Here is a 24,016-nt window from a genome sequence, read left to right on the forward strand (position 1 = left end):
CTGGGCGGTGATCACTCGGCGTCGAGCTGCGCGCCGACCTCGTCGGAGATGTCGAAGTTGGCGAAGACGTTCTGCACGTCGTCGCTGTCCTCGAGCGCGTCGATCAGCTTCAGGATCTTGCGGGCGCCGTCGACGTCCAGCTCGACCTGCATGCTGGGGAGGAAGTTGGCCTCGGCCGAGTCGTAGTCGACGCCGGCGTCGACCAGCGCGGTGCGCACGGCGACCATCTTCGAGGCCTCGGAGACGATCTCGAACGAGTCGCCGAGGTCGTTGATCTCCTCCGGCTCCTGGTCCAGGACGACCTCGAACAGCTTGTCCTCGTCCACGCCGTCGGCCTTGGGGACGATGACGACACCCTTGCGGGTGAACAGGTACGAGACCGAGCCCGGGTCGGCCATCGAGCCGCCGTTGCGGGTCATCGCGACGCGCACGTCGGAGGCGGCGCGGTTGCGGTTGTCGGTGAGGCACTCGATCAGGACCGCGACACCGTTCGGGCCGTAGCCCTCGTACATGATGGTCTGGTAGTCGGCGCCGCCGGCCTCCAGACCGCCACCGCGCTTGACGGCGCGGTTGATGTTGTCGATCGGGACCGAGCTCTTCTTCGCCTTCTGGATGGCGTCGTAGAGGGTCGGGTTGCCCGCCGGGTCGGGTCCGCCGGTGCGCGCCGCCACCTCGATGTTCTTGATCATCTTGGCGAAGAGCTTGCCGCGCTTGGCGTCGATCACGGCCTTCTTGTGCTTGGTGGTAGCCCACTTAGAGTGGCCGGACATCGCCAGCTCCTTTACGTCGCCAAAGGGAAATGAACAGATGAGATCTTACCGGTGTCGCCGGCGGTGGGGCGCACACGGTGGGCGGCGGTCTACCGACCGGCGAGGTGCTCCTCGACCATCCGCACGAAGTACGCGTGGACCCGGTGGTCGCCGGTCAGCTCCGGGTGGAAGGAGGTGGCCAGCAGGTTGCCCTGGCGCACGGCGACGATCCGGCTCTCCGGGCCGTCCGCGGCGGGCAGCTCGGCCAGCACCTTGACGCCCGCGCCGACCCCCTCGACCCAGGGGGCGCGGATGAAGACGCCGTGCACCGGCGCGTCGTCCAGGCCCGCGAACTCGATCCCGGACTCGAAGGACTCGTTCTGGCGGCCGAAGGCGTTGCGGCGCACCGTCATGTCGATGCCGCCGACGGTCTGCTGGTCGTCGCGGCCGTCCAGGATCTTGTCCGCCAGCATGATCATGCCCGCGCAGGTGCCGTAGACCGGCATCCCGTCGGCGACCCGCTCGCGCAGCGGCTCCATCACGCCGAACAGCAGCGCCAGCTTGGACATGGTGGTGGACTCCCCGCCGGGGATCACCAGCGCGTCGACCTCGGCCAGCTCCTCGGCGCGGCGCACCGGACGGGCGAGCGCGTCGGCCTCGGCCAGCGCCACCAGGTGCTCGCGGACGTCGCCCTGGAGGGCGAGGACGCCGATGACAGGAGTGCTCACGGTCTTCAACCTCTATCGATCGTTACGACGGACTACGTGGCGCGGCCCGCCGCGCGCCGAGGCGCTGCGGCGGGCCGGCTCGGAAACTGCGGGTGGTTACCAGCCGCGGTTGGCGTAGCGCTCGGTCTCCGGCAGGGTGTCGCAGTTGATGCCGACCATGGCCTCGCCCAGGTTGCGGGAGGCGTCCGCGATGACCTTCGGGTCGTCGAAGAAGGTGGTGGCCTTCACGATCGCGGCGGCACGCTTGGCCGGGTCGCCCGACTTGAAGATGCCGGAGCCGACGAAGACGCCCTCGGCACCCAGCTGGCGCATCAGCGCGGCGTCGGCCGGGGTGGCCACGCCACCGGCGGAGAACAGCACGACCGGCAGCTTGCCGAGCTCGGCGACCTCCTTGACCAGCTCGTACGGGGCACGCAGCTCCTTGGCGGCGGCGAACAGCTCGTTGTTGTCCAGCGCGCGCAGCTTGCCGATCTCGTTCTTGATCTGGCGCAGGTGGCGGACGGCCTCGACGACGTTGCCGGTGCCGGCCTCGCCCTTCGAGCGGATCATGGCCGCGCCCTCGGCGATGCGGCGCAGGGCCTCGCCCAGGTTGGTGGCGCCGCAGACGAAGGGGGTGGTGAAGGCCCACTTGTCCGAGTGGTTGACCTCGTCGGCCGGGGTCAGCACCTCGGACTCGTCGATGTAGTCGACGCCCAGCGACTGGAGCACCTGGGCCTCGACGAAGTGGCCGATGCGGGACTTGGCCATCACCGGGATGGAGACCGCCTCGATGATCTCCTCGATCATGTTGGGGTCGGACATGCGGGCCACGCCGCCGTCCTTGCGGATGTCGGCCGGGACCCGCTCCAGGGCCATGACGGCCACGGCGCCGGCGTCCTCGGCGATCTTGGCCTGCTCGGCGTTGACCACGTCCATGATCACACCGCCCTTGAGCTGCTCGGCCATGCCGCGCTTGACCCGGGCGGTGCCGATCTGCGGCTGGTCTGCGGTGGTGGGGGTCGTGGACACGTGAGACCTCACTCGAAGATGAATCAGTGCTATCGCCCTATGGTAGGCAGACCGGATGGCCCACTCATGCGCCACCAAGTCCAGCCAGGACGACGGGACACGACAAACGGGCCGTATCCGGGGGACACCTTAAGCAGGCGCCCCTTCGGGCGTGAGAGCGGGCGGCGGTGCATCGTCCATCTCGAACGCCAACGGGAACGGCGCCTTCCCCGCCAACCGGAAGTACCGCACCAGCCGGTGCTCGCGCACCGCCCGCGCCGCCCGCACCGCGTCGTTGTGGAACCGGCGGGCCATCGGCACCCGCCGCACCGCGGCCGTCAGCTCACGAACCGCGTCCTCGCCACCCGGCTCCGCCACCAGCGCCGCCATCTGCTCCGGCTCCTCGAACACCGCCCGCAGCGCCAGGCTCAACTGGCTCTCCGCCACCTCGCGCTGCTCGTCATCGGCCTGCCGGGCCGCGTGCGCCGCGTCCAGCAGCAGCAGCGAGGCCGCCGGATCCAGCAGCGAGGACGTCGCCAGCTCCATCGCCACCGAGGCCCGGCGCACCAGCTGCGCGTCCAGCGCCGCCCGCGCCGCGTCGATCCGGGCGTGCAGCCGGTCCAACCGACCGGCCGTCCAACTCAGGTACATGCCGAACAGCACCACGGCCACGCCGGCCCAGATCCAGGTAGTCACGGGCCGCTACGTTACCCGGTGTCACCGGTTCAGCCCCGGGCGGTCGCGTTCCGGTAGCTCTCCCGGTCGATGTCCGCGATGTTCACCGCCGTGAACAGCCGGGTGCCCGGCCTCGGCCGGACGAACCGCGCCAGCAGCGCCAGCACGCCCTCGCTCAGCGCCGCCTTCGCCTCCGGCGAACGGCCCGGGAAGATCTGGAACTCCACGAACACCTGGGTGTCCCCGGCCGCCCCGCTGGTGCCGACCACCAGCAGCTCGCTCTGCCGGAACACCGTCTTGCAGGACTCCGGCTTCGCGTCGATCGTCGCCTCGGCCAGCCGGTTGATCGCCAGGCCGAGGCCCCGGCGGTCGAAGGTTCCGGCCAGGTCGGCCGAGTAGTCGACGGAGATCTGCGGCATCGTCGCCCCCGTGGATCGCAGTGGTACGGACGCCCGACCCTAACCCCACCGACCCCGGGGATCAGTCCCGGGCCAGCCCGAACCGGCCGCGCCGACCGCTGCGCACGTCCTCCTCGACCACCGCCGCCTGGCCCGCCGTCACCGTCTCGTACACCGCCAGGATGTCCGCGCCGACCGTCGACCAGTCGAACCGCCGCACGTGCCGCGAAGCCGCCTCCCGCAGCTCCTCCAGCCGCGCCGGATCACCCAGCAGCCGCAGCGCCGTACGGGCCAGCGCGTCCGCGTCCTCCACCGGGAACAGCTCGCCCGCGTCCCCGCCGTCCAGCACCTGCTTGAACGCGTCCAGGTCGCTCGCCAGCACCGGCGCACCCGCGGACATCGCCTCGACCAGGATGATCCCGAAGCTCTCACCCCCGGTGTTCGGCGCCACGTACAGGTCCACGCTGCGCAGCAGCCGGGCCTTGTCCCGGTCGCTCACCATGCCGAGGAACTCCACCTGCCGGCGCACCTCCGGCGCCAGGCCCGCGACCGCCTCCTCCTCGTCGCCCTTGCCCGCCACCAGCAGCCGCACCCCCGGCCGCTCCGCCAGGATCCTCGGCAGCGCCGCCAGCAGCGTCGGCAGGCCCTTGCGCGGCTCGTTGATCCGGCCGATGAAGCCGATCGTGCCCGGCTCCCCCTTCGCCGCACCGCCCGTCCAGCGCCCGTCCGGCTCGGCCTCCGCGAAGAAGCCCACGTCCACGCCGTTGGGGATCACCACCGCGTCCCCGCCCAGGTGCTCCACCAGGGTGCGCCGGGCGTACTCCGACACCGCGATCCGGGCCCGGATCTTCTCCAGCCCCGGCTGGAGGATCGGCGAGGCCGCGATCATCATCCGGGACCGCGGGTTGGAGGTATGGAACGTCCCCACCATCGGCCCGGTCGCCGACCAGGCGGCCAGCATCGACAGGCTCGGCGCGGCCGGCTCGTGCACGTGCAGGATGTCGAAGCGGCCGTCGTGCAGCCACCGCCGCACCCGCGCCGCCGACAGGATGCCGAAGCTCAGCCGCGCCACCGACCCGTTGTACGGCACCGCCACCGCCCGCCCGGCCGGGACCACGTACGGCGGCAGCGCCTCGTCGTCCTCGGCCGGCGCCAGCACCGACACCTCGTGCCCCAGGCCGATCAGGTGCTCGGCCAGGTCCCGGATGTGGAACTGCACCCCACCGGGGACGTCCCAGTCGTACGGGCAGACGATGCCGATCTTCACGGGTTCCTCAAGCTCCTTCGGACGGTCGTGCGGGCGGGACGGCGGAACGGATCAGGACCCGGAGGCCTCGGCCACCGGCTCCGGGGCCCCCTCCGCGCGCTCCGCGGGCGCCGCCTTCACCGTCTCACGGACCGGCAGGTCGGCGAGCCAGAACCTCTGCAGCATGTGCCAGTCCTGCGGGTGCTCGCGGATGCCCCGCTCCCACACCCCCGCCATCGCCTGGGTCATCGCCCGGGTGCGCTCCTTGCGGTCGCCCTCCTCGGGCACCGGCACCTCCGGGTGGATCCGGCCCCGCAGCACCGGACCGTCGTACCAGAGCGTCACCGGCATCAGCGCCGCCCCGGTCCGCTGGCACAGCGCCGCCGGACCGGCCGGCATCCGGGTCTCCTCACCGAAGAACGTCACCCCGATACCCGCCTCCGACAGGTCCCGGTCCCCCACCAGGCAGACCAGCCGGCCCTCGCGCAGCCGCCGCGCCAACGTCCCGATCACGTTCACCGAACCGCCGGTCAGCGCCAGGACCTCCATGCCCTGGCCCTCCCGGAACTCCACGAACCGGTCGAACAGCCGCTCCGGCTTCAACCGCTCCGCGACCGTGGTGAACGGGTAGCCCTGCTGCGCCACCCAGGTCCCCGCGAGGTCCCAGTTGCCCATGTGCGGCAGCGCTATCACCGCGCCCCGACCGGCCTCCAGCGTCTCCCGCAGGTGCTCGAAGCCGTCCACCTGGACATCCCGGGCCACCCGCTCCCGGCTCCACACCGGCAGCCGGAACGACTCCATCCAGTACCGCAGGTACGAGCGCATCCCGGCCCGCGACAGCTCCCGCATCGCGGCCTCGTCCAAGCCCGGACGGACCCGGCGCAGGTTCGCCTCCAACTGGAGCACCCGCTTGCCGCGCTTGCGCCACGCGTAGTCCGCCAGCCGGTCGAACAGCCCCGCGGCCACCCGCTCCGGCAGGTGCTTCAGCAGCCCCCACCCCAGCGCGTACGCCCAGTACACCAGTCGGTCCGTCACCGCAGGACGCCCCCCATCAGCTCCCGGCCGCCGCTCGGTCGGCCTCGAACGCCTCCCGGCGCACGGTCAGCATGCGCTGGAACACCGTCACCAGGCTGCCCGCGGCCACCAGCCACAGCGCCACCGGCAGCAGCCACTCCACGTACGGCACACCGAACGTGTGCAGACCCGCGACCCCGGCCGCCACCAGGCTGGCCACCAGCCGCTCGGCCCGCTCCACCAGCCCCGACACGTCGCACGGCAGACCCTGGCTCTCCGCCCGCGCCTTCGTGTACGACACCACCAGACCGCTCGCCAGGCAGAAGATCGCCACCGCGCAGAGCAGGTTGTCGTCACCCTTGCCCGCGTACCACATCGCCAGACCACCGAAGATCGCCGCGTCCGCGACCCGGTCCAGGGTGGAGTCGAGGAACGCCCCCCACTTCGACGTCCGGCCCAACTGGCGGGCCATGTTCCCGTCGACCAGGTCCGAGAAGATGAACAGCGTGATCGTGATGGTGCCCCAGAAGAACTCCCCGCGCGGGAAGAACACCAGCGCACCGGCCACCGAACCGGCGGTACCGATCAGCGTCACGGCGTCCGGACTCACACCGAGGCGGATCAGGAACGCGGCGAACGGGGTCAGGACACGTGTGAAGAAGGCACGCGCGTATTTGTTGAGCATGGCCTTCCCAGCCGCTCCGATCTCCCAGATACCGCCTGGCGCGGAACGCGCGGCAGACGGCCGGGCGGATCAGCCCGTCCGGCCCACCCATCGTAGCCACGCCGGAGACACGCTCCGGCGCACGCACCGCCGGGTCGGCACCCCCGCCACCACCCACACACGGACCGTCACCGACCGGCCCCTACGACACGCGCCCCGCAGAACCCGACCCTAGACTGCCAAAGACAGCCTCGGCGCCACGGGAGGAGACCCCGATGCCCGACCGCAGCACGGCACGAGCCGGCCAGGCACCCCCCGTCAACGGCCCGAAGGACCTGCGCAACGTCGTCCTCATCGGCCCCAGCGGTGTGGGCAAGACCACCCTCGCCGAATCCCTCGCCCTCGCCTCCGGCGCCACCGGCCGGGCCGGCCGCGTCACCGACGGCACCACCGTCTCCGACCACGAGGACATCGAGCACCAGCAGCAGCGCTCCGTCCAGCTCGCGCTCCTCCCCCTCGAATGGAAGGGCGTCAAGATCAACCTGATCGACCCGCCCGGCCACCCCGACTTCACCGCCGACCTGCGCGCCGCCCTGCACGCCGCCGACGCCGCCGTCTTCGTCGTCTCCGCCACCGACCCGGTCACCGCCCCCACCCGCGCCCTGTGGCGCGAATGCGCCGCCGAAGGCATCCCCCGCGCCATCGCCGTCGCCAAACTCGACCTCGCCCACACCGGCTTCGACGACATCCTCACCGCCTGCCACGACGCCTTCGACCTCGGCCCGGACACCCTCCGCCCGCTCTTCCTGCCCGTCCTCCACGACGGACACCCCGACGGCAGCGTCGACCTCCTCACCGGCGACACCTACGGCGACACCGACCCCCTCCCCGACACCACCCCCGCCCACGACAGCCTCGTCGAGGCCATCTCCGGCCAGGACGACACCCTCATGGAGCGCTACCTCTCCGGCGACCCCCTCGACACCGACTCCCTCGAAGCCGGCCTGCGCCGCGAAGTCCTCTCCTGCACCCTCCATCCCGCCGTCCCCACCAGCGAGAACGGCCTCGGCGCCGCCGAACTCCTCGACCTCATCGCCCACACCTTCCCCGACCCCACCGAACGCACCCGCCCCGCCCCCGCCTGCGACCCCGACGCCCCGCTCGCCGCCCAGGTCGTCCGCGTCACCGGCGACGCCTACGTCGGCCGGATCAGCCTGCTGCGCCTCTACGCCGGCACCCTGCGCCCCGACACCCGGATCCACCTCACCGGCACCGCCCACACCGCCGACCAGAACGGCGACGAACGCGTCACCGCCCTCACCAGCCCCTTCGGCAAACTCCAGCGCCCCGTCCCGCACGCCGTCGCCGGCGACCTCGTCTGCGCCGCCAAACTCACCACCGCCCGCGCCGGCGACACCGTCCACGACCCCGGCCACCCCGTCGAACTCGACGGCTGGAACCTCCCCGAACCGCTGCTCCCGATCGCCGTCGAAGCCCACAGCAAGGCCGACGACGACAAGCTCTCCCAGGCCCTCGCCCGCCTCACCGCCGAGGACCCGGCCCTACGCCTCGAACAGAACCCCGACACCCACCAGCTCGTCCTCTGGTGCACCGGCGAGGCCCACGCCGAGGTCGTCCTCGACCGCCTCCGCACCCGCCACGGCGTCCACGTCGACACCGTCGAGCCCAAGGTCGCCCTGCGCGAGACCTTCGGCACCGCCGCCGTCGGCCACGGCCGCCTGGTCAAGCAGTCCGGCGGCCACGGCCAGTACGCCATCTGCGACCTGGAGGTCGAACCGCTCCCGGCCGGCTCCGGCTTCGAGTTCCAGGAGCACGTCGTCGGCGGCGCCGTCCCCAAGCACTTCATCCCCTCCGTCGAGAAGGGCGTCCGCGCCCAGCTCGCCAAGGGCGTCGCCACCGGCCACCCGCTCGTCGACGTCCGGGTCACCCTCACCGACGGCAAGGCGCACTCCGTCGACTCCTCCGACGCGTCCTTCCAGAACGCCGCCGCCCTCGCCCTGCGCGACGCCGCCGAGCACGCCGTCATCCGCCTGCTCGAACCCGTCGCCGCCGTCAGCGTCCTGCTCCCCGACGACTACCTCGGCGCCGTCCTCGGCGACCTCTCCGCCCGCCGCGGCCGCGTCCTCGGCAGCGAGACCGGCGGCACCGGCCTCACCCTGCTGCGCGCCGAGGTCCCCGAACTCGAACTCGTCCGCTACCCGGTCGACCTGCGCTCGCTCACCCACGGCACCGCCGAGTTCTCCCGCGCCTACCTGCGCCACGAGCCGATGCCCGCCGCCCTGGCCGAGCGCTACACCGACTGAGCGGCCCCGCGCCCGACCACGGCCGGACGGGTCTACGGCCGGACGGGCTTCCGGGCCGGCAGCGCGCACGCCGCCGTACCCCCCGGCATCCGGTGCCGGTTGCGCGCCACCCAGCGGTAGACCGCCCCCGCCAGCGGCCGCACCGGCGCCGCCGTCAACACCGCGCCCAGATATGCCCACGCCCCGCCGGAGCGCATCAGCAGCCGCGCAACCCCCTGCGCGCCCCCGTACACCCGGCCGGTCGGCGTCACCCAGAGCACCTCGCGCTCCGCCCGCTCCGCCGACACCTCGCCCCGCCCGCCCGCACGCCCGTCCAGCCCCGCCAGGTCCGCGAACTGGAACGGCACCGCCTCCCAGCCCCCCGAGGCCAGCGTCTGCCGCAGGTACCGCTCCGCCCAGCGCACGCAGGACGAGCAGAACGAACAGTCCCCGTCGAAGACCAGCACCGGATCCTTCACGGCCGCGCCCCTTTCGTCACTCCCACCACCCATCCTGCCCCACCGCCCCCATCCCTCCCACGGCGGGCATCGACCCGCCCGAAGCTGGGCATCATGCCCCTCAGGCCTCCGGTGACGGTACTTCAGACGATCATCCGCGCGGGGGTGCCACGGCACGGTAACCTGCCGCTGACAAGGGGAGGAGGGGACGCCACCGTGACCACACTCGACATGACCCCGGGTGCGCAGATACCCCGGACCGACACCGGGCCGCAGACCGCCATCACCCAGGGACTCTCCTCGACCGCCTACCGCGACGGCGAGATCCAGGGCTTCGTCGGCGCCGTCACCGACGCCACCGCGAAGAAGGGCCGCTTCGCGCTCTTCCGCCCCAACCTCGGCGAGGCCTTCAGCAAGGCGCTGGTCTCCCGCGCCCTGGGCGGCGCCCGCAAACCCCTCGTCCCGGCCTTCGGAGTCGACACCCGCCAGGTCGTCGAGCACTGCCTGGCCGCCGAGGAACTGCGCAACACCCGCGACCGGCAGCTCAGCACCGTCTCCATCGCCACCGGCGTGCTCTTCCTCCCCGGCACCCTCGTCTGGCTCGGCGCCTTCCAGCTCCGCGCCTGGCTCAAGCGGGACAACCCGAAGAACGCGGCCGTCTACGGCGGCATCGTGCTCGCCGCGGCCGCCGCCCTCGCCGTCCTGCTCGCCCTGCGCCCGCCGGCCACCGGCTTCATCGGCGTCTACCTGCGCGTCACCATGCTCGCGCCGGTCATCGGCTGGTACCTCGCCCGCCGGATCGTCGAGCGCTCCGCCAAGGACCTGCGCAGCCGCTGGCAGGCCCTGGTCGAGGGCAGCGCCGTCGCCGCCACCGTCGCCAAGGCCGTCCCCCGGGACGACCTCGACAAGAAGGCCGCCGACCTGCGCGACAAGCTCGGCCGCCTGGACGCCGAGCAGGAGACCAACATCCACCACTACGCCGGTCCCAAGGGCATCCTCGGCGCCGGCCGCCGCTGGGGCGAATGGCGCCTCGCCGACACCCTCCACCCCGCCGAGGGCCACGTCGACTTCCGCGCCTTCCACCCCTGGGACCTGATCCGCCGGATCTCCTCCCACCTGAAGGGCCTCGGCGTCAGCCACGTCGCCAACAGCGGCATGCCCAACGTCGCCATCAAGCAGTGGGTCGTCTTCGACATCGGCGAGGGCGCCGACGAGATCAGCCGCCCCGGCAACGCCGACATGGACGGCGACCGGATGCGCGACTTCGCCGTCCAGAGCGTCGCCGACAAGCAGACCTTCTCCGGCGGCCCCCGGCACTACCTCGCCACCCAGTTCATCACCCACGACGGCAAGCTGGTCCTCACCTTCACCGTCACCGTCACCCTGCTCGCCAACGTCCTCAACATCACCGTGTCCGGCTACGCGCTCGGCCCGGTCAAGGGCGTCTTCTTCGACAAGCCCAAGGACAAGGAGAAGTCGGTCGCCAAGACCGTGAAGTTCTGGGAGGAGCGCACCGTCAAGCTCCCCCTGATCGACAACGACGAGGTCGTCCGCCAGGCCGTCCGCGCCCCGTTCTACCGGATGCCCGGGCTGCTCACCTGGCTCGGCGGCGGACTCGGCCTGCCCGAGCCGTTCGGGCTGCGGCACATCTGGGCCGGCCGGGCCTGGGAGAACCGCTCCATGGTCGACAACGCCCAGAACGCCTCCGTCCCGGTGCTCGCCGCCGTCCACGCGGCCACGCTGGAGTTCCTGGAGGAGCACGACCTGGACGCCGACCGCTTCTTCAAGAACCGCACCTCGATCATCAAGTCCGAGGCGCAGAGCCCCCGCCCGTACGACGTCGACACCTTCAACGCCGGCTGACCCGCGGAACGCGGAAGGGCCCCACCGGGATCTCTTCGGTGGGGCCCTCTTGCGCTCGTGCTGTGGATCAGCCCTGCGGCCAGACCTCGGCCAGCATCTTCCGGGTGTCCGCCAGCAGCTGCGGCAGCACCTTGGTGTGGCCGACCACCGGCATGAAGTTGGTGTCCCCGCCCCAGCGCGGCACCACGTGCTGGTGCAGGTGCGCCGCGATCCCGGCCCCGGCCGCCGCGCCCTGGTTCATCCCGATGTTGAACCCGTGCGCCCCGGAGGCCGCCCGCAGCGCCGTCATCGCCTTCTTGGTGAAGTCCGCCAGCTCGGCCGTCTCGGCCTCGTCCAGGTCGGTGTAGTCGGCGACGTGCCGGTACGGGACCACCATCAGGTGCCCGCCGTTGTACGGGTACAGGTTCAGCACCGCGAACACGGCACTCCCCCGGGCGATGACCAGCCCCTCCTCGTCGCTCAGCGACGGGATCGAGCAGAACGGACAACCGTCGTCCGGAGCCGGGCCGGTGGGCTTGTTCTCACCCTGGATGTACGCCATCCGATGAGGCGTCCACAAGCGGCGGAAGCCGTCCGGCTCGCCGACGCCCCGCTGAAGTTCCGGCTCAGTCGTCATGCTGATCAGCATATTCGCCCGACAGGGCTTGCAAAGCCGCGCGGGGCAGACTCATCGAGAGCCTGCCCCGCGCAACCCCGCGAACGCGGGGCCTACGGCACCTTCCTCCGGTGCGCGTTCCGAATCTTCGGACTACCCCCGCTCAGGCGGGGCCCACCTCACACCTGGATACGACGCGCCACAGCATCAACGATCTCGGCGATGGCCTCGTCACGGGGCACGCCGTTCTTCTGCTCGCCGTTGCGGTAGCGGAAGGACACCGCACCCGCCTCGACATCGTCGTTGCCCGCGATCAGCATGAACGGCGTCTTGGTCTTCTGTGCGTTGCGGATTTTCTTCTGCATGCGGTCGTCCGAGGTGTCGACCTCGACCCGGATCCCGTGCTTCTTGAGCTCGGCCGCGACCTCCAGCAGGTACGGCACGTGCTCGTCGGTGATCGGGATGCCGGTGACGGTGACCGGGGCGAGCCACGGCGGCATGGCGCCGGCGTAGTGCTCCAGCAGCACCGCGAAGAACCGCTCGATGCTGCCGAACAGCGCCCGGTGGATCATGACCGGCCGCTGACGCGAGCCGTCCGCGGCGGTGTACTCCAGGTCGAAGCGCTCGGGGAGGTTGAAATCCAACTGAATCGTCGACATCTGCCACGTCCGGCCGATGGCGTCCCGCGCCTGCACCGAGATCTTCGGGCCGTAGAAGGCCGCGCCGCCCGGGTCCGGCACCAGCGGCAGGCCCTGCTTCTCGGCCACGCTCGCCAGGACGGCGGTGGCCTCCTCCCAGGCCTCATCCGTCCCGACGTACTTCTCCGGGTCCTTGGTCGACAGCTCCAGGTAGAAGTCGGTCAGACCGTAGTCGCGGAGCAGGTTGAGCACGAAGGTCAGCGTGGAGTCGAGCTCCTCCGCCATCTGCTCGCGGGTGCAGTAGATGTGCGCGTCGTCCTGCGTGAAGCCGCGGGCCCGGGTCAGGCCGTGCACGACGCCGGACTTCTCGTAGCGGTACACCGTCCCGAACTCGAAGAGGCGCAGCGGCAGTTCACGGTACGAGCGGCCGCGCGCGTCGAAGATCAGGTTGTGCATCGGGCAGTTCATCGGCTTGAGGTAGTAGTCCACGCCCTCGTCGAGCTGCATGGGCGGGTACATACCGTCCGCGTACCAGTCGAGGTGGCCGCTCTTCTCGAAGAGCTTCCCCTTGGTGGCGTGCGGGGTGTAGACGAACTCGTAGCCCTCCTCCTCGTGCCGCTTGCGCGAGTAGTCCTCCATGGCCCGGCGGATGATGCCGCCCTTGGGGTGGAAGACGGCGAGGCCGGAGCCGATCTCCTCGGGGATGGAGAAGAGGTCGAGCTCGTTGCCGAGCTTGCGGTGGTCGCGCTTCTCGGCCTCGACGAGGAAGTCGAGGTGGGCCTTGAGCTCGTCCTTGGTCGGCCAGGCGGTCCCGTAGATGCGCTGGAGCATCGGGTTTTTCTCGCTGCCGCGCCAGTAGGCGGCCGCGTTGCGCATCAGCTTGAACGCCGGGATGTGGCGGGTGCTGGGCAGGTGCGGGCCGCGGCAGAGGTCGCCCCAGCACTGCTCGCCGGTCTTGGCGTCCAGGTTGTCGTAGATGGTGAGCTCGCCGGCGCCCACCTCGACGTCGGCGCCCTCGCCGGCGGTGGCGGCGGAGCCCTTGAGGCCGATCAGCTCCAGCTTGTACGGCTCGGCGGCCAGCTCCTCGGCGGCGGCCTCGTCGGTGACCACGCGGCGGGAGAACTTCTGCCCGCGCTTGATGATCTCCTGCATGCGCTTCTCGATGGCCTTGAGGTCATCGGGGTGGAAGGGCTTCTCGACGTCGAAGTCGTAGTAGAAGCCGTCCTTGACCGGCGGGCCGATGCCGAGCTTGGCCTCGGGGTAGAGCTGCTGCACGGCCTGGGCCATGACGTGCGCGGTGGAGTGGCGCAGGATGTCGAGGCCGTCCTTGCTGCCGATCTCGACCGGCTCGACCTCGTCGCCGTCCTGGACGGCGTAGGCGAGGTCCTTGAGCTGGCCGCCGACGCGGGCGGCGATGATCGAGCGGTCGTCGGCGAAGAGCTCGGCGGCCGTGGTGCCCGTCGTCACCACGCGCTCTTCCCGATCGGGTTCGCGGCTGATGATTACCCGGACGTCCGTCACCGGTCTCTCCTGACGTGCTGGATTTCAGAGGACGCAACACTGCGCTGCGCGTGACGATGGTACCGAGAGCGCCGCCCCTGCCGTCCACCTACGCCCCTTCTCCCCCTTCCTCCGCCTTCTCTCCGAGCGACTTCAGCAGCCGCTCGCGGTCCCCGTCCTCCCAGCCGCGGAGCTCCAGCCCGTGCGGGCGGACGAGCCGGCGGAAACCGTCGTGCCGGTCCAGCCGGCCGGAGACCCGGACGGGCAGGCCCGCGAGGTGGGCCTCGGCGGCGAGCCGGTAGTCGGGGTCGGGCAGGCGGAGCTTGAGCTCCCGGACGTCGGCGCCGGTCAGCACCCGGAGCCGTACCGAGCCCGGTCCGGCCGGGTCGGCGCGCTTGAGCCGGGTGACCACGCCGAGCACGGTGACGGCGATCGCGGGTTCGGTCCGTTCCAGCAGGTCGGCGGCCTCCGCCAGGGCGGGCAGGTCGCCGGGCGAGAAGTCGAGGTCGATCCGGCGGTCGCCGAAGCCGCCCGGCGTCCCGGCGGCGGGTGACCAGGCGACACTGAGCCGGGCGGCCGTGGCGTCGCGCACCAGGTCCTCGACGGACCGGACGAGCTCGCGGCTGACCCCGGCCCGGACGGCGTTCCCGAAGGCCTCGGGCCCGCCGCTGACCCGCCGGTAGTCGACCGCGTCGCGCAGCGCCTCCAGGGCCCGGACCAGGGTGGTGACGGCGGCGCGGCCCTCGGGAGCGGGGGTGTACGCGGTGAGGGCGGCGCCCTGTTCGACCAGCAGGACGCGGTCCAGATAGTCCCCGGCGAGGCCGTCCAGCCGGGCTCCGAAGTAGCCGGCCCTGGTGCGGGCGGCCTTGGCGCCGGCGGCGAGCATCCCTCGGGCCGCCCCTCTGAGCCGCTCGGCCTCGTCCCAGGAGACGGTCCCGGCGGGGCCGGGCGGCTCGCGGTGCCAGCGCAGTTCGTCGCCGGGGACGGCGAGGGCGAGCAGGATCGAGCGGGCGGAGGGGGTGCGGGCGCGGGAGAGCGCGGCGACGGCGTCGGTGAGGAGCTCGACGGCGTCGTCGAAGCCGTCCCCGGCCGGGACGAGCAGGCTGGTGCCGGGCTCCTCGTCGGGCGGGGTCCAGCGTCCGTACCGGGCGGCCGGTCCGCCGCGGCGGACCCAGCCGTGCCGGGCGAGCAGGGTGGCCAGCACGGCGGGGTCGACGGCGGCCGGGTCGGGCAGGGGCCGGGCCGGCTCGCCCGGTGGGTACGGCGGTGTCATGGGTCCGGTTCCTCCCTGCCGCGGCCGGGCCGTCACGGGCTGCCGCCCGCGCCGATCCGGGCCATGATGTCGCAGAGCGCGCGGTCGTCGAAGACCTTGTCGGTGGGCACCCGGACGTTGGTGCGCCGCTGCCCGGTGACGGGGTGGCCGGCGAGGTTGACCCAGTAGCAGCAGTGCCGCAGTTCCAAGGCGTCCGGGCGGGCCCGCAGCCAGTGGTCGACCCGGCGCGGGAGCAGCATCACGACCAGGATCCGCGGTACGGCGACCCGGGGCCGGGCGAGCTTGCGCAGGTGGTCGTTGTCCAGGGTGAAGCTGAAGAACGGTCCGGCCGGGTCGGGCGCGACCTGCTGGGTGGCCTTGAGCTGGATCTTGACGGTGACCTCGTCGTCCACCTCGTGCGCCCGGGAGCCGTGGCTGACGTGCCAGTCGATGCCGTTGTCCGGGAACGGCTGGGAGAGCGAGCAGCCGGCCGCGGCGGCAACCGCGTGCAGGTAGCCGACCTGCAACGTCTCCATGCAGGCGGTGACCGCGAGGTTCCCCCGCGGTGCGGCCGCCGCCTCCTCGGGCTGCGGCTGGGTCAGTGCCATCGCCCCGTGGCCTCCCCCGGCTCGGGCCCGTCCCGGTGTCCGGACGGGTCGGTCGATTCGATCGGGACAGTCATGGGCAGGATCCCCGGTCGGGCTTGGGCCAAACGGGTTGAAGGGGCGTCAGAACCGGGTATCAACCGGGCGCAACGCTCGTCTGAGGGGCAGTCATGCAGCAGCACTGGTACACCGGCCCGCTCGCCTCCTTCGACACCGAGACGACCGGCGTGGACGTGGAGAACGACCGGATCGTCTCCGCCGCCCTGGTCGTCCAGCTCGCGCCGGGCGCACCGGCGCGGACCACCACCTGGCTCGCCGATCCGGGGGTTCCGATCCCGGACGGCGCCCGCGCGGTGCACGGCATCACCGACGAGCGGGTGCGCGCCCACGGGCGTCCGGCCCGCGCGGTGGTGGCGGAGGTCGCCCACGCGCTGGCGGCCGAGGCGCTGGCCGGGCATCCGGTGGTGGTGATGAACGCGCCCTACGACCTGACGCTGCTGGACCGGGAGCTGCGCCGTCATCACGGGCTGACGCTGGCCGGGGGGCCGGCGGCGGCCGGGCTGGTGGTGCTGGATCCGCGGGTGCTGGACAAGCACGTGGACCGCTACCGCAAGGGCCGCCGGACGCTGACCGACCTGTGCGCCCACTACGGCGTGGAGCTGGCCGGGGCGCACGACGCGGCGGCGGACGCGGCGGCGGCGCTGGCGCTGACCCGGCGGATCGGCGCCCGCTACCCGGCGGCGCTGGGCGGACTGTCGGCGGCGGAGCTGCACCTGCGGCAGGCGGTCTGGCACGCGGCGCAGGCGCGGGGGCTGCAGAACTGGTTCGACCGCTCGGGGAAGGCGGAGCGGGTGGACCTGTCCTGGCCGCTGCGGCCGGCCCGGTGCGGCTGCGGGCGCCGGCTGGAGCCGGAGCACGGCTGCGAGGCGGCGGCGTAGACGGGCGGCCCCGGTATCCCGGGCCCGAACGCGCCGCAGGCCCTGACCTGTTTCCTGGTCAGGGCCTGCGTGCTGTCCGGGTGGGCGATACTGGGATCGAACCAGTGACCCCTTCGGTGTGAACGAAGTGCTCTCCCGCTGAGCTAATCGCCCGGGCAACGAGAAGAACTGTAGCACCATTCGGGGCCGGTCGTACAACTCGCCCGTTCCAGGTACTGCCGACACCTCCGCAGAACTCGCGCCCCACGCGGAAGATGACTGTGCCTCAGGCGATTACCGGCGGCTCTTCGGGCGGATTCCGGAAATACACGTGAGGCCCAGCCGATAATCGGCTGGGCCTCACGTATCACTGTGCATTCCGGTGGGCGATACTGGGATCGAACCAGTGACCCCTTCGGTGTGAACGAAGTGCTCTCCCGCTGAGCTAATCGCCCGGGTGCAGAGAAAACATTACCGCATCCCGGAGGGTGCTCCGACCACCCTCCCGGCCCGCGACCCCGCTCCCGGTCGCCCCCCGGGCTCCCGTCCGGCCGCCCCGGTTCGCGGCGGCGCACCCGCGGGTCACGGCCCGCCGGGCGGCCTCCGTGACCTCGCGGCGGATCCGGTGCGGGGCCGGGCCCGGTCGGTCGGGCCCCACACCCAGGAAGATCACCAGCCGGGCGGCGGCGCGACCGGTCCGAGCGCACCCCCGCGGGGCCGGCCAGGGAGATCACCACCCGCCGGACCGGGTGCGGCGGACGCCGGCCGGGGCCCGTCAACCGGTCGCCCGTCCGCCGTCGACGACTGCGTCAACCGCCACAGCCGCTTCACCCGTTCCCGTGTTCCCGCGCCTCTTGTCGTTTCGCACAGTCATGCCAGGAAACTAACCAAGTAGCGCCCGGGTAATGCCCGGCCCGGCCGCTGCGGGGCGATTCCGCAATGCGCCGTAAGGGGTACGACTCGCGCCCGAATCGGGACAGAGGGGTTTACATCGGTCTTGGGGGTGGGATGGTCCGTTCGCCGACGTGCGATTCCCCGAGCGCACACTGAGCGAAAGGCCATGGCGCTTATGAACACCACGGTCAGCTGCGAGCTGCACCTGCGCCTCATCGTGTCCAGCGAGTCCTCACTGCCCGTCCCCGCGGGCCTGCGCTATGACACCGCCGACCCCTACGCCGTGCACGCCACGTTCCACACGGGCGCCGACGAGACCGTGGAGTGGGTGTTCGCCCGAGATCTCCTCGCGGAGGGGCTGCACCGACCCACCGGTACCGGCGACGTCCGGGTGTGGCCGTCCCGCAGTCACGGGCAAGGGGTGGTCTGCATCGCACTGAGCTCTCCGGAAGGAGAAGCCCTGCTGGAGGCCCCGGCCCGAGCGCTTGAGTCGTTCCTCAAGCGGACGGACGCCGCGGTGCCCCCCGGCACCGAACACCGTCACTTCGACCTCGACCGGGAGCTGTCCCACATCCTCGCCGAAAGCTGACCCCGTCCGGAGGGCGGTCACGCCCCGCTGTCGGCGGGGCCATACCGCCTGCCGCCATCGCAGCCGTCCTACTCGGGGGCACGGCAGCGGACTCAGCCGCGCACGACGCGGTCTCGGGGCCGGTGAGGCGGTCCCGCTCCCACCGGAGCGGGCCCCAGCACCGCAGGCGCCCGGCACCGAGGCCGGTCATCCTCACGGGTGGCCGGCCTCGGTGCCGGGCGCCGACGTCTTCCGGCGGCCCTACGGACGGTGCCCCGGGGGCCGTCCGGCCCGGGCGGTGTCCGGTTTCGGACGCCTTGCCGGACTGCGCACACATCTTCGAAAGAAGGCACCGCCCTACCGGTACGAGGCCCGGTATGGTCTGGGGTAACCGCGGACGCGGGGTATCGGAGTCCCCCTGCGCGAGGAGCCCCCAACGTGCTGATCACCCATGACACCGAGTGCGCGCTGAGCCTCCTCGTGGAGCTGCTCAACACCGCGCCCGAGGTGTGCGGCGCCGAGCGGCTGCCGGACGTCGCCGCACTGGACGCCTTCGTGGTCCGCCAGGAGATCAGCGAGATCGACTCGCTGACCGAGGACGACCTGCGGCGGGTGCACGAGCTGCGCACCCGGCTGCGCGAGGTGTTCGCGACGGAGTCCACCGCGGAGGCCGCCGAGCTGGTCAACTCGATGGTCGCGGCCGCCGGGACGACGCCCCGGCTGACCAACCACGACGGCCACGACTGGCACATCCACTACTTCGCGCCGCACGCCGCGCTCGGCGACCACCTGGCGGCCGAGCTGGGCATGGCGCTGGCCTTCATCCTCATGGCGGGCGAGCGGGAGCGGCTGCGCCGCTGCGAGGCGCCGGACTGCGCGCGGGTCTTCGTGGACCTCTCCCGGAACCGCTCGCGGCGCTACTGCGACAGCCGTACCTGCGGCAACCGGCTGCACGTCGCCGCCTACCGGGCGCGGCAGCGGTCGGCGGAGGCCGTTCCCTCCGCCTGACCGCCCGGGTCCGCTCGGTCCGCCCGGTCCGCCGGATCCACCCGTCCCGCTCAGATCCCGCGCTTGCGGAGGATCTCCTCGATGTCGGCGAAGTCGCCGAGGCCGTCCTCCCGCTTGCCCGCGGCCGGCTTCTTCGCGGCCTTGGGGGTCGGCGCCGCCACCGCCGGGCGCTCGGGCGCCGGGCCGGCCGCGGCCGGGCGCTCCGGGGTGCTCTCCACCGCCGTACCGCCCCGGCGGCCCACCCAGCGGGTGGTGACCAGCAGGACCGCGGAGACGCCGAGCAGGGCGATGCCGGTCCAGACCCGCGGGTCGAAGACCAGCCTGGTCGCCCAGTCGGCGAACTCCCGGGCGATCGTGCTCGCCAGCGGGAACAGGCCGGTGAGGTAGAGCCCGGCGGGCAGCAGGGCCACCGCGAACCAGCGGGTCGCCGACAGGAAGCGCCGCCGGTAGGCCCGCAGCCCCGCGAAGGCCACTCCGCCCGCCGTGAGGATGAAGCTGATCGCCGCGCTCAGCACGGGGCCGCTCCTTCGTGTCCGGTCGTCCTGGTCATCGGTGCCTTCCTCTCGGTCCGCCCTCGGGCGCACCTCCGGCCGGAGCGGGCGCCCACTAGTGGAACACTGAGGGAATGATCGATGGTTCCCTCCCCCGCCTCGAGTTCTGGTGCGACCTCCAGTGCCCGGACTGCCACACCGCGCTGGACGACGTACGGGCGCTGCGCGCGCAGTACGGCGACGCGCTGCCGCTGGAGGTGCGGCACTTCCCGCTGGAGAAGCACAAGCACGCCTACGCCGCCGCGGAGGCGGCCGAGGAGGCGTTCGCGCAGGGGCTGGGCTGGCCCTTCGTGGAGGCCCTGCTGGCCCGCACCGCGGAGCTGGACGCGCGCGGGCAGCAGGTGCTGCTGGAGGTGGCCCGGGAGGTCGGGGCCGACGTCGAGGAGGTCGACACCGCGCTGGTCGACGGCCGGCACATGCTGACCGTCGACGCCGACCAGGCCGAGGGCAAGGCGATCGGGGTCACGGGCACGCCGACGTACGTGATCGGCGGGAAGCGCCTCGACGGCGGGCAGAGCCAGGACGGGCTGCGCGAGCGGATCGTGGCCGTCCTCGAGGCGGCGAAGTCCTCCTGACCGCACGCCCGGTCACAGCTGCTTGCCGTAGACGCGCTCGGTGACCCGGTAGCCGAGCGAGGTGTAGAGCCGGATGGCGACCTCGTTGCCGGCGAAGACGTTGAGGCCGAGGTGCCGCACCCCGGCGGCCAGGCACTCGCGTTCGGCGAGCAGCATCAGTGTGCGTCCGTGTCCCTGGCCCTGATGGGCCGGGGACACCTCGACCTTCATCACCCAGGCGAGCGGTTCGCCGTCCGGCTGGTCGCGCAGGCGCGGCTGCAGCCAGAGCAGGCCGTACGGGTCTTCCCCGCCGTCGGCGCCGTACAGGCGGCGCACGACCATGCCGGGGGCCTCCGGGTCCGGCGGGGGCGGGCTCTGCGGCCCGGCGGCCATGCGGGCGCGGGCCTGTTCCTCGGTGAGTCCGGAACCGACCATCATGCGGACGTAGTCGTCCGCGGACTCCTCGTACCAGGCCCGGAGTTCGGCCGGGTCGTCGAAGGGGCGCGCGCTCAGCCCGGCGGGCAGCTCGGGGACGTCGACCAGCGGCTTGGACATGGCCAGGGCCCGCTCGGTGTAGCCGAGGGTCGCGGCGAGCCCCCGGGCCGCCGCGGCCGACTCCGGGACGGCGACGTCGACCCGGGTGCAGCCCCAGGTGCGCAGCACCTCCTCGGCGGCCAGCCCGCCGAAGGTGCCGCGGCCCCGGCCGCGGCCCTCGGTGACTTCCAACTCGGATATTCTCCCGAAGAGTTGACCGCCCTGCGGGTCGGCGGTGGTGCGCACCGCGCCGACCGGGCGGCCGTTCGAGAGGATCAGCCAGCGTCTGGTGCGGCCGCCGGCCGCGGTGGGTGTCTCCGGGCCCTCGGGGCGCAGCGTGGTGGTCATGTGGTGGTCCCTTCCCGTTGCGGGGGAGGTTATCCACGCGGTCGGCCTGCTCCCCGGCCGGGGATCACGGGTCGAGGTCGTCGCCGCTGCGCTCGGCGAAGACGGCCATGGCCTTGGCGGTGACGGGGCCGATGCCGGGCAGTTCGCGGTCGTCGACCCGGGTGACGGCCTGGACGTCGCGGGTGGTGGAGGTCAGGAAGACCTCCTCGGCGTCCTGGAGGGCGGTGAGCGGGAGGTCGGCCTCCTCGGCGCCGCACCAGTCGATGACGAGCCGCCGGGTGATGCCGGCCAGGCAGCCGGAGGCGAGGGCGGGGGTGAGCAGGCGGCCGCCGAGGACCACGAAGACGTTGGAGCCGGTGCCCTCGCAGAGCAGGCCGGCGGTGTTGGCGAACAGGGCCTCGGAGGCGCCGGCGCGGTGGGCGGCGGCCAGGGCGACGACGTTCTCGGCGTACGAGGTGGTCTTGAGGCCGGCGACGGCGCTGTGCTCGTTGCGGCGCCAGGGGACGACGGCGACGGCGGTCTCGTCGGGGCGGTGGCCGATCGCGCTGAGGGCGACGACCAGGGTGGGGCCGGTGGTGCCGCGCTCGGAGCTGAGTGGGCCGTTGCCGCCGGTGTAGGTGATGCGCAGCCGGCCGAGCGGTGCGGGGTTGGCGGCGAGGACCTGGGCGCAGGCCTCGCGGACCAGGTCGTGGTCGGGGTCGGCCAGGCCGAGGCCGCGGGCGGAGCGGGTGAGCCGGTCGAGGTGGCGGGTGACCGCGAAGGCCCGGCCGTCGACCGTCTTCAGGGTCTCGAAGACGCCGTCGCCGGTGGTGAGGCCGTGGTCGAGGACCGAGACGGTCGCGTCGGCGGAGTCGACGAGGGCCCCGTTGACCCAGCTCGTGGTGCGGTTGTGCATCGGGTGCTGCTCCTAGGCGGTGGGGGCTCAGGCCCCGGTCGGGTCGGATCCGCTGCCGGACTCGCCACCGGGTTCGCCGCCCGACGCTATCGCGACCAGGCGGGCTGCCTTCAGTTCGGTTTCGGCCCATTCGCGTTCGGGGTCGGAGCCCCAGGTGATGCCGGCGCCGGTGCCGAAGCGCAGGACGGGTGCGGCGGGGTCCGTCCGGTCGATCCAGAAGGTGCGGATGCCGACGGCGAGTTCGGCCTCGCCGCGGTCGGCGTCGACCCAGCCGACGGCGCCGCAGTACGGGCCGCGGGGGGCGGTCTCCAGTGCGTCGATGATCCGCAGGGCGCTGGACTTGGGGGCGCCGGTGACGGAGCCGGGCGGGAAGGTGGCGGCGAGGAGTTCGGGCCAGCCGGCGCCCTCGCGCAGGGTGCCCTCGACGGTGGAGACGAGGTGGACCAGGCCGGGGTGCTTCTCGACGGCGCAGAGGTCGGGGACGGTGACGGTGCCGGTCCCGCAGACCCGGCCGAGGTCGTTGCGGACCAGGTCGACGATCATCACGTTCTCGGCGTGGTCCTTGTCGAGGAGGTCGTCCTCGGTGCGGCCGGTGCCCTTGATCGGGCCGGAGGAGACGGTGCGGCCGGTGCGGCGCAGGTAGAGCTCGGGCGAGGCGGTGGCGATCTCGACGCCGTGGTCGGGCAGGCGGATGGTGCCGGCGTAGGGGGCGGGGTTGCCGTGGGCGAGGAGGCCGGTGAGGGCGTCGACGTCGCTGCGGTCCGGGTCGGGCAGTGGTGCGGAGAGCACCCGGCAGAGGTTGGCCTGGTAGACCTCGCCGGCGGCTATGTGCTCGCGGATGCGGCGGACGCCCGCGGTGTAGGCGGCGCGGTCGAGGGAGCTGTGCCAGCCGCCGGCTTCCGGTCCGCGCCAGCCGGCGCCGGAGGGCGGGGCGGGGGCGGGGCGGACCTCGTCGAAGCGGGCGCAGGTGAGGCGGCCCTCGAAGTCGTAGGCGACGGCCCAGTAGCCGGCGGAGTCCAGGGCGGCCGGGTCCGAGGTGACGTCGCGCAGTCCGGTGGCGAGGCGGCCGCCGAAGCGGGCGAGCGGGGTGCGGGGGGCGGGGTGGCCGGACACGGTTCTCCTGCGCGGTGGTGCTGGGGGGCGGTGCCTGAAGTGTAGGTCGGGGGGCGTGGGCCCGGCCCGGCTCGCGCCCCCGCGTACGAGCAGCCGCGTGCGTCGTGCGGGTGTGCGCCGGGTGGCCTGCGGATGATCGTCCGGGAGCGGCGCAGGTGGTGGCCGGTGGTCGGCCGGGAGGGCTGACGGGACGGCACTCGCCGGTCATCCCCTCGCATGCTGCGGGAACGGATTTTTAGCTGGCCCGGGAATCCGCTAGAGTTCAACACGTCGCCAGGGAGCGCAGCCGAAGAAAAGCGGTGAAGCCCCCCGGGAGACAGGCGGACGTGGCTCAGTTGGTAGAGCATCACCTTGCCAAGGTGAGGGTCGCGAGTTCGAATCTCGTCGTCCGCTCGATGGAGAACAGTGTAAGATCGTTCTTCATGTGTTGCCTGGTGGAGTGGCCGAGAGGCGAGGCAACGGCCTGCAAAGCCGTGTACACGGGTTCAAATCCCGTCTCCACCTCCAAGAGGTCCTCCCGGTTCTTCCGGGAGGCCTCCCCGCGCGATTAGCTCAGCGGGAGAGCACTACCTTGACACGGTAGGGGTCACTGGTTCAATCCCAGTATCGCGCACGTCAGGCCCTCGGGGCCTGCTGCAGGACCGCCACATCAGGCGCGATTAGCTCAGCGGGAGAGCACTACCTTGACACGGTAGGGGTCACTGGTTCAATCCCAGTATCGCGCACAGTAACGGGCCCTCCGGGGTCTGCTGCAACACCGCCGCACCAGGCGCGATTAGCTCAGCGGGAGAGCACTACCTTGACACGGTAGGGGTCACTGGTTCAATCCCAGTATCGCGCACGTCAGGCCCTTCGGGGCTTGCTGCAGGACCGCCACATCAGGCGCGATTAGCTCAGCGGGAGAGCACTACCTTGACACGGTAGGGGTCACTGGTTCAATCCCAGTATCGCGCACAGTA

23 protein-coding genes and 8 tRNA genes are annotated in these 24,016 nt (G+C 72.3%); 12 read left to right on the forward strand and 19 right to left on the reverse strand.

Annotated features, from left to right (window positions below):
• Positions 1–11: 11 nt before the first annotated feature.
• The 8 genes from ACWDD9_RS05475 to pgsA all read right to left on the reverse strand — a co-directional run bounded on the left by ACWDD9_RS05475 (position 12) and on the right by pgsA (position 6,482).
• Entirely contained in the window at positions 12–770 is a 759-nt protein-coding gene (locus ACWDD9_RS05475; RefSeq protein WP_049651428.1) for a YebC/PmpR family DNA-binding transcriptional regulator, read from the reverse strand.
• 89 nt (positions 771–859) lie between these two features.
• Entirely contained in the window at positions 860–1,477 is a 618-nt protein-coding gene (pdxT, locus tag ACWDD9_RS05480; protein WP_049651445.1) for a pyridoxal 5'-phosphate synthase glutaminase subunit PdxT, read from the reverse strand.
• Positions 1,478–1,573: 96 nt separating this feature from the next.
• Positions 1,574–2,485 (reverse strand): pyridoxal 5'-phosphate synthase lyase subunit PdxS, encoded by a 912-nt coding sequence (pdxS, locus tag ACWDD9_RS05485; RefSeq protein ID WP_049651429.1) that lies wholly within the window; start codon positions 2,483–2,485, stop codon positions 1,574–1,576.
• 129 nt (positions 2,486–2,614) lie between these two features.
• Positions 2,615–3,160: a LemA family protein gene (locus ACWDD9_RS05490; protein WP_049651430.1), complete on the reverse strand. Its 546-nt coding sequence runs from the start codon at positions 3,158–3,160 to the stop codon at positions 2,615–2,617.
• 29 nt (positions 3,161–3,189) lie between these two features.
• Positions 3,190–3,558, reverse strand: a complete 369-nt coding sequence (locus ACWDD9_RS05495) for a 5-carboxymethyl-2-hydroxymuconate Delta-isomerase (RefSeq protein WP_049651431.1) — start codon at positions 3,556–3,558, stop codon at positions 3,190–3,192.
• A 61-nt stretch (positions 3,559–3,619) separates the two neighbouring features.
• The gene (locus ACWDD9_RS05500; RefSeq protein WP_449810853.1) at positions 3,620–4,804 is read right to left on the reverse strand and encodes a glycosyltransferase family 4 protein; all 1,185 of its coding nucleotides are present in this window, start codon (positions 4,802–4,804) and stop codon (positions 3,620–3,622) included.
• 51 nt (positions 4,805–4,855) lie between these two features.
• On the reverse strand, positions 4,856–5,818 hold the full coding sequence (locus ACWDD9_RS05505; protein ID WP_241852867.1) for a phosphatidylinositol mannoside acyltransferase: 963 nt from the start codon (positions 5,816–5,818) through the stop codon (positions 4,856–4,858).
• 16 nt (positions 5,819–5,834) lie between these two features.
• Positions 5,835–6,482, reverse strand: coding sequence for a phosphatidylinositol phosphate synthase (gene pgsA / locus ACWDD9_RS05510; RefSeq protein ID WP_049651434.1), 648 nt, complete (start codon positions 6,480–6,482; stop codon positions 5,835–5,837).
• Between the two features lie 254 nt (positions 6,483–6,736).
• On the opposite strand from pgsA, the gene ACWDD9_RS05515 reads away from it, so the two are divergent.
• Positions 6,737–8,785: an elongation factor G-like protein EF-G2 gene (locus ACWDD9_RS05515; RefSeq protein WP_449810854.1), complete on the forward strand. Its 2,049-nt coding sequence runs from the start codon at positions 6,737–6,739 to the stop codon at positions 8,783–8,785.
• A gap of 32 nt (positions 8,786–8,817) precedes the next feature.
• Here ACWDD9_RS05515 and ACWDD9_RS05520 read toward each other — a convergent pair whose 3' ends face one another.
• Positions 8,818–9,243 (reverse strand): thiol-disulfide oxidoreductase DCC family protein, encoded by a 426-nt coding sequence (locus ACWDD9_RS05520; protein ID WP_449810855.1) that lies wholly within the window; start codon positions 9,241–9,243, stop codon positions 8,818–8,820.
• Between the two features lie 195 nt (positions 9,244–9,438).
• Here ACWDD9_RS05520 and ACWDD9_RS05525 point away from each other — a divergent pair, with 195 nt between their 5' ends.
• Complete coding sequence (locus tag ACWDD9_RS05525) at positions 9,439–11,085, forward strand: hypothetical protein (RefSeq protein WP_079272097.1); 1,647 nt, start codon at positions 9,439–9,441, stop codon at positions 11,083–11,085.
• A gap of 67 nt (positions 11,086–11,152) precedes the next feature.
• Here ACWDD9_RS05525 and ACWDD9_RS05530 read toward each other — a convergent pair whose 3' ends face one another.
• From ACWDD9_RS05530 to ACWDD9_RS05545, 4 genes are all read right to left on the reverse strand, one after another.
• Entirely contained in the window at positions 11,153–11,713 is a 561-nt protein-coding gene (locus ACWDD9_RS05530; protein ID WP_049651438.1) for an HIT family protein, read from the reverse strand.
• Positions 11,714–11,859: 146 nt separating this feature from the next.
• On the reverse strand, positions 11,860–13,839 hold the full coding sequence (gene thrS, locus ACWDD9_RS05535) for a threonine--tRNA ligase (protein WP_375876753.1): 1,980 nt from the start codon (positions 13,837–13,839) through the stop codon (positions 11,860–11,862).
• 88 nt (positions 13,840–13,927) lie between these two features.
• Entirely contained in the window at positions 13,928–15,091 is a 1,164-nt protein-coding gene (locus tag ACWDD9_RS05540) for a hypothetical protein (RefSeq protein WP_449810856.1), read from the reverse strand.
• A 32-nt stretch (positions 15,092–15,123) separates the two neighbouring features.
• Positions 15,124–15,678, reverse strand: a complete 555-nt coding sequence (locus ACWDD9_RS05545; RefSeq protein WP_049651441.1) for a DUF4365 domain-containing protein — start codon at positions 15,676–15,678, stop codon at positions 15,124–15,126.
• A 167-nt stretch (positions 15,679–15,845) separates the two neighbouring features.
• Between ACWDD9_RS05545 and ACWDD9_RS05550 the strand changes: the two genes are divergently transcribed.
• Entirely contained in the window at positions 15,846–16,613 is a 768-nt protein-coding gene (locus ACWDD9_RS05550) for an exonuclease domain-containing protein (protein ID WP_074002368.1), read from the forward strand.
• 81 nt (positions 16,614–16,694) lie between these two features.
• Here ACWDD9_RS05550 and ACWDD9_RS05555 read toward each other — a convergent pair.
• Both ACWDD9_RS05555 and ACWDD9_RS05560 read right to left on the reverse strand, forming a co-directional pair.
• Positions 16,695–16,766 (reverse strand) — tRNA-Val (locus ACWDD9_RS05555).
• 209 nt (positions 16,767–16,975) lie between these two features.
• Positions 16,976–17,047: transfer RNA gene (locus ACWDD9_RS05560), tRNA-Val, on the reverse strand.
• A gap of 614 nt (positions 17,048–17,661) precedes the next feature.
• Between ACWDD9_RS05560 and ACWDD9_RS05565 the strand changes: the two genes are divergently transcribed.
• Both ACWDD9_RS05565 and ACWDD9_RS05570 read left to right on the forward strand, forming a co-directional pair.
• Positions 17,662–18,075 carry an SsgA family sporulation/cell division regulator gene (locus ACWDD9_RS05565; RefSeq protein WP_030056266.1) on the forward strand — a complete coding sequence of 138 codons (414 nt, stop codon included), beginning with the start codon at positions 17,662–17,664 and terminating at the stop codon, positions 18,073–18,075.
• Between the two features lie 417 nt (positions 18,076–18,492).
• Complete coding sequence (locus ACWDD9_RS05570) at positions 18,493–19,062, forward strand: CGNR zinc finger domain-containing protein (RefSeq protein WP_049656188.1); 570 nt, start codon at positions 18,493–18,495, stop codon at positions 19,060–19,062.
• A 50-nt stretch (positions 19,063–19,112) separates the two neighbouring features.
• Here ACWDD9_RS05570 and ACWDD9_RS05575 read toward each other — a convergent pair whose 3' ends face one another.
• Positions 19,113–19,577: a hypothetical protein gene (locus ACWDD9_RS05575; protein WP_449810857.1), complete on the reverse strand. Its 465-nt coding sequence runs from the start codon at positions 19,575–19,577 to the stop codon at positions 19,113–19,115.
• A 110-nt stretch (positions 19,578–19,687) separates the two neighbouring features.
• On the opposite strand from ACWDD9_RS05575, the gene ACWDD9_RS05580 reads away from it, so the two are divergent.
• On the forward strand, positions 19,688–20,188 hold the full coding sequence (locus ACWDD9_RS05580; protein ID WP_117487168.1) for a DsbA family protein: 501 nt from the start codon (positions 19,688–19,690) through the stop codon (positions 20,186–20,188).
• A 12-nt stretch (positions 20,189–20,200) separates the two neighbouring features.
• Here the strand turns inward: ACWDD9_RS05580 and ACWDD9_RS05585 are convergent, their stop codons facing one another.
• From ACWDD9_RS05585 to ACWDD9_RS05595, 3 genes are all read right to left on the reverse strand, one after another.
• On the reverse strand, positions 20,201–21,049 hold the full coding sequence (locus ACWDD9_RS05585) for a GNAT family N-acetyltransferase (RefSeq protein WP_449810858.1): 849 nt from the start codon (positions 21,047–21,049) through the stop codon (positions 20,201–20,203).
• Positions 21,050–21,113: 64 nt separating this feature from the next.
• The gene (locus ACWDD9_RS05590; protein WP_387966759.1) at positions 21,114–21,944 is read right to left on the reverse strand and encodes an aminotransferase class IV; all 831 of its coding nucleotides are present in this window, start codon (positions 21,942–21,944) and stop codon (positions 21,114–21,116) included.
• A 27-nt stretch (positions 21,945–21,971) separates the two neighbouring features.
• A complete protein-coding gene (locus tag ACWDD9_RS05595; RefSeq protein WP_049656197.1) occupies positions 21,972–23,057 on the reverse strand; it encodes a chorismate-binding protein in 1,086 nt (361 codons plus the stop codon).
• Positions 23,058–23,377: 320 nt separating this feature from the next.
• Here ACWDD9_RS05595 and ACWDD9_RS05600 point away from each other — a divergent pair.
• The 6 genes from ACWDD9_RS05600 (at position 23,378) to ACWDD9_RS05625 (ending at position 24,011) form a co-directional block, all read left to right on the forward strand.
• Positions 23,378–23,450, forward strand: a tRNA-Gly gene (locus ACWDD9_RS05600).
• Positions 23,451–23,490: 40 nt separating this feature from the next.
• A tRNA-Cys gene (locus ACWDD9_RS05605) sits at positions 23,491–23,564 on the forward strand.
• Positions 23,565–23,598: 34 nt separating this feature from the next.
• Positions 23,599–23,670 (forward strand) — tRNA-Val (locus tag ACWDD9_RS05610).
• A 40-nt stretch (positions 23,671–23,710) separates the two neighbouring features.
• A tRNA-Val gene (locus ACWDD9_RS05615) sits at positions 23,711–23,782 on the forward strand.
• Between the two features lie 44 nt (positions 23,783–23,826).
• A tRNA-Val gene (locus tag ACWDD9_RS05620) sits at positions 23,827–23,898 on the forward strand.
• A 41-nt stretch (positions 23,899–23,939) separates the two neighbouring features.
• Positions 23,940–24,011 (forward strand) — tRNA-Val (locus tag ACWDD9_RS05625).
• Positions 24,012–24,016: the final 5 nt, after the last annotated feature.

This window comes from Kitasatospora sp. NPDC001119 (genome assembly GCF_053598475.1).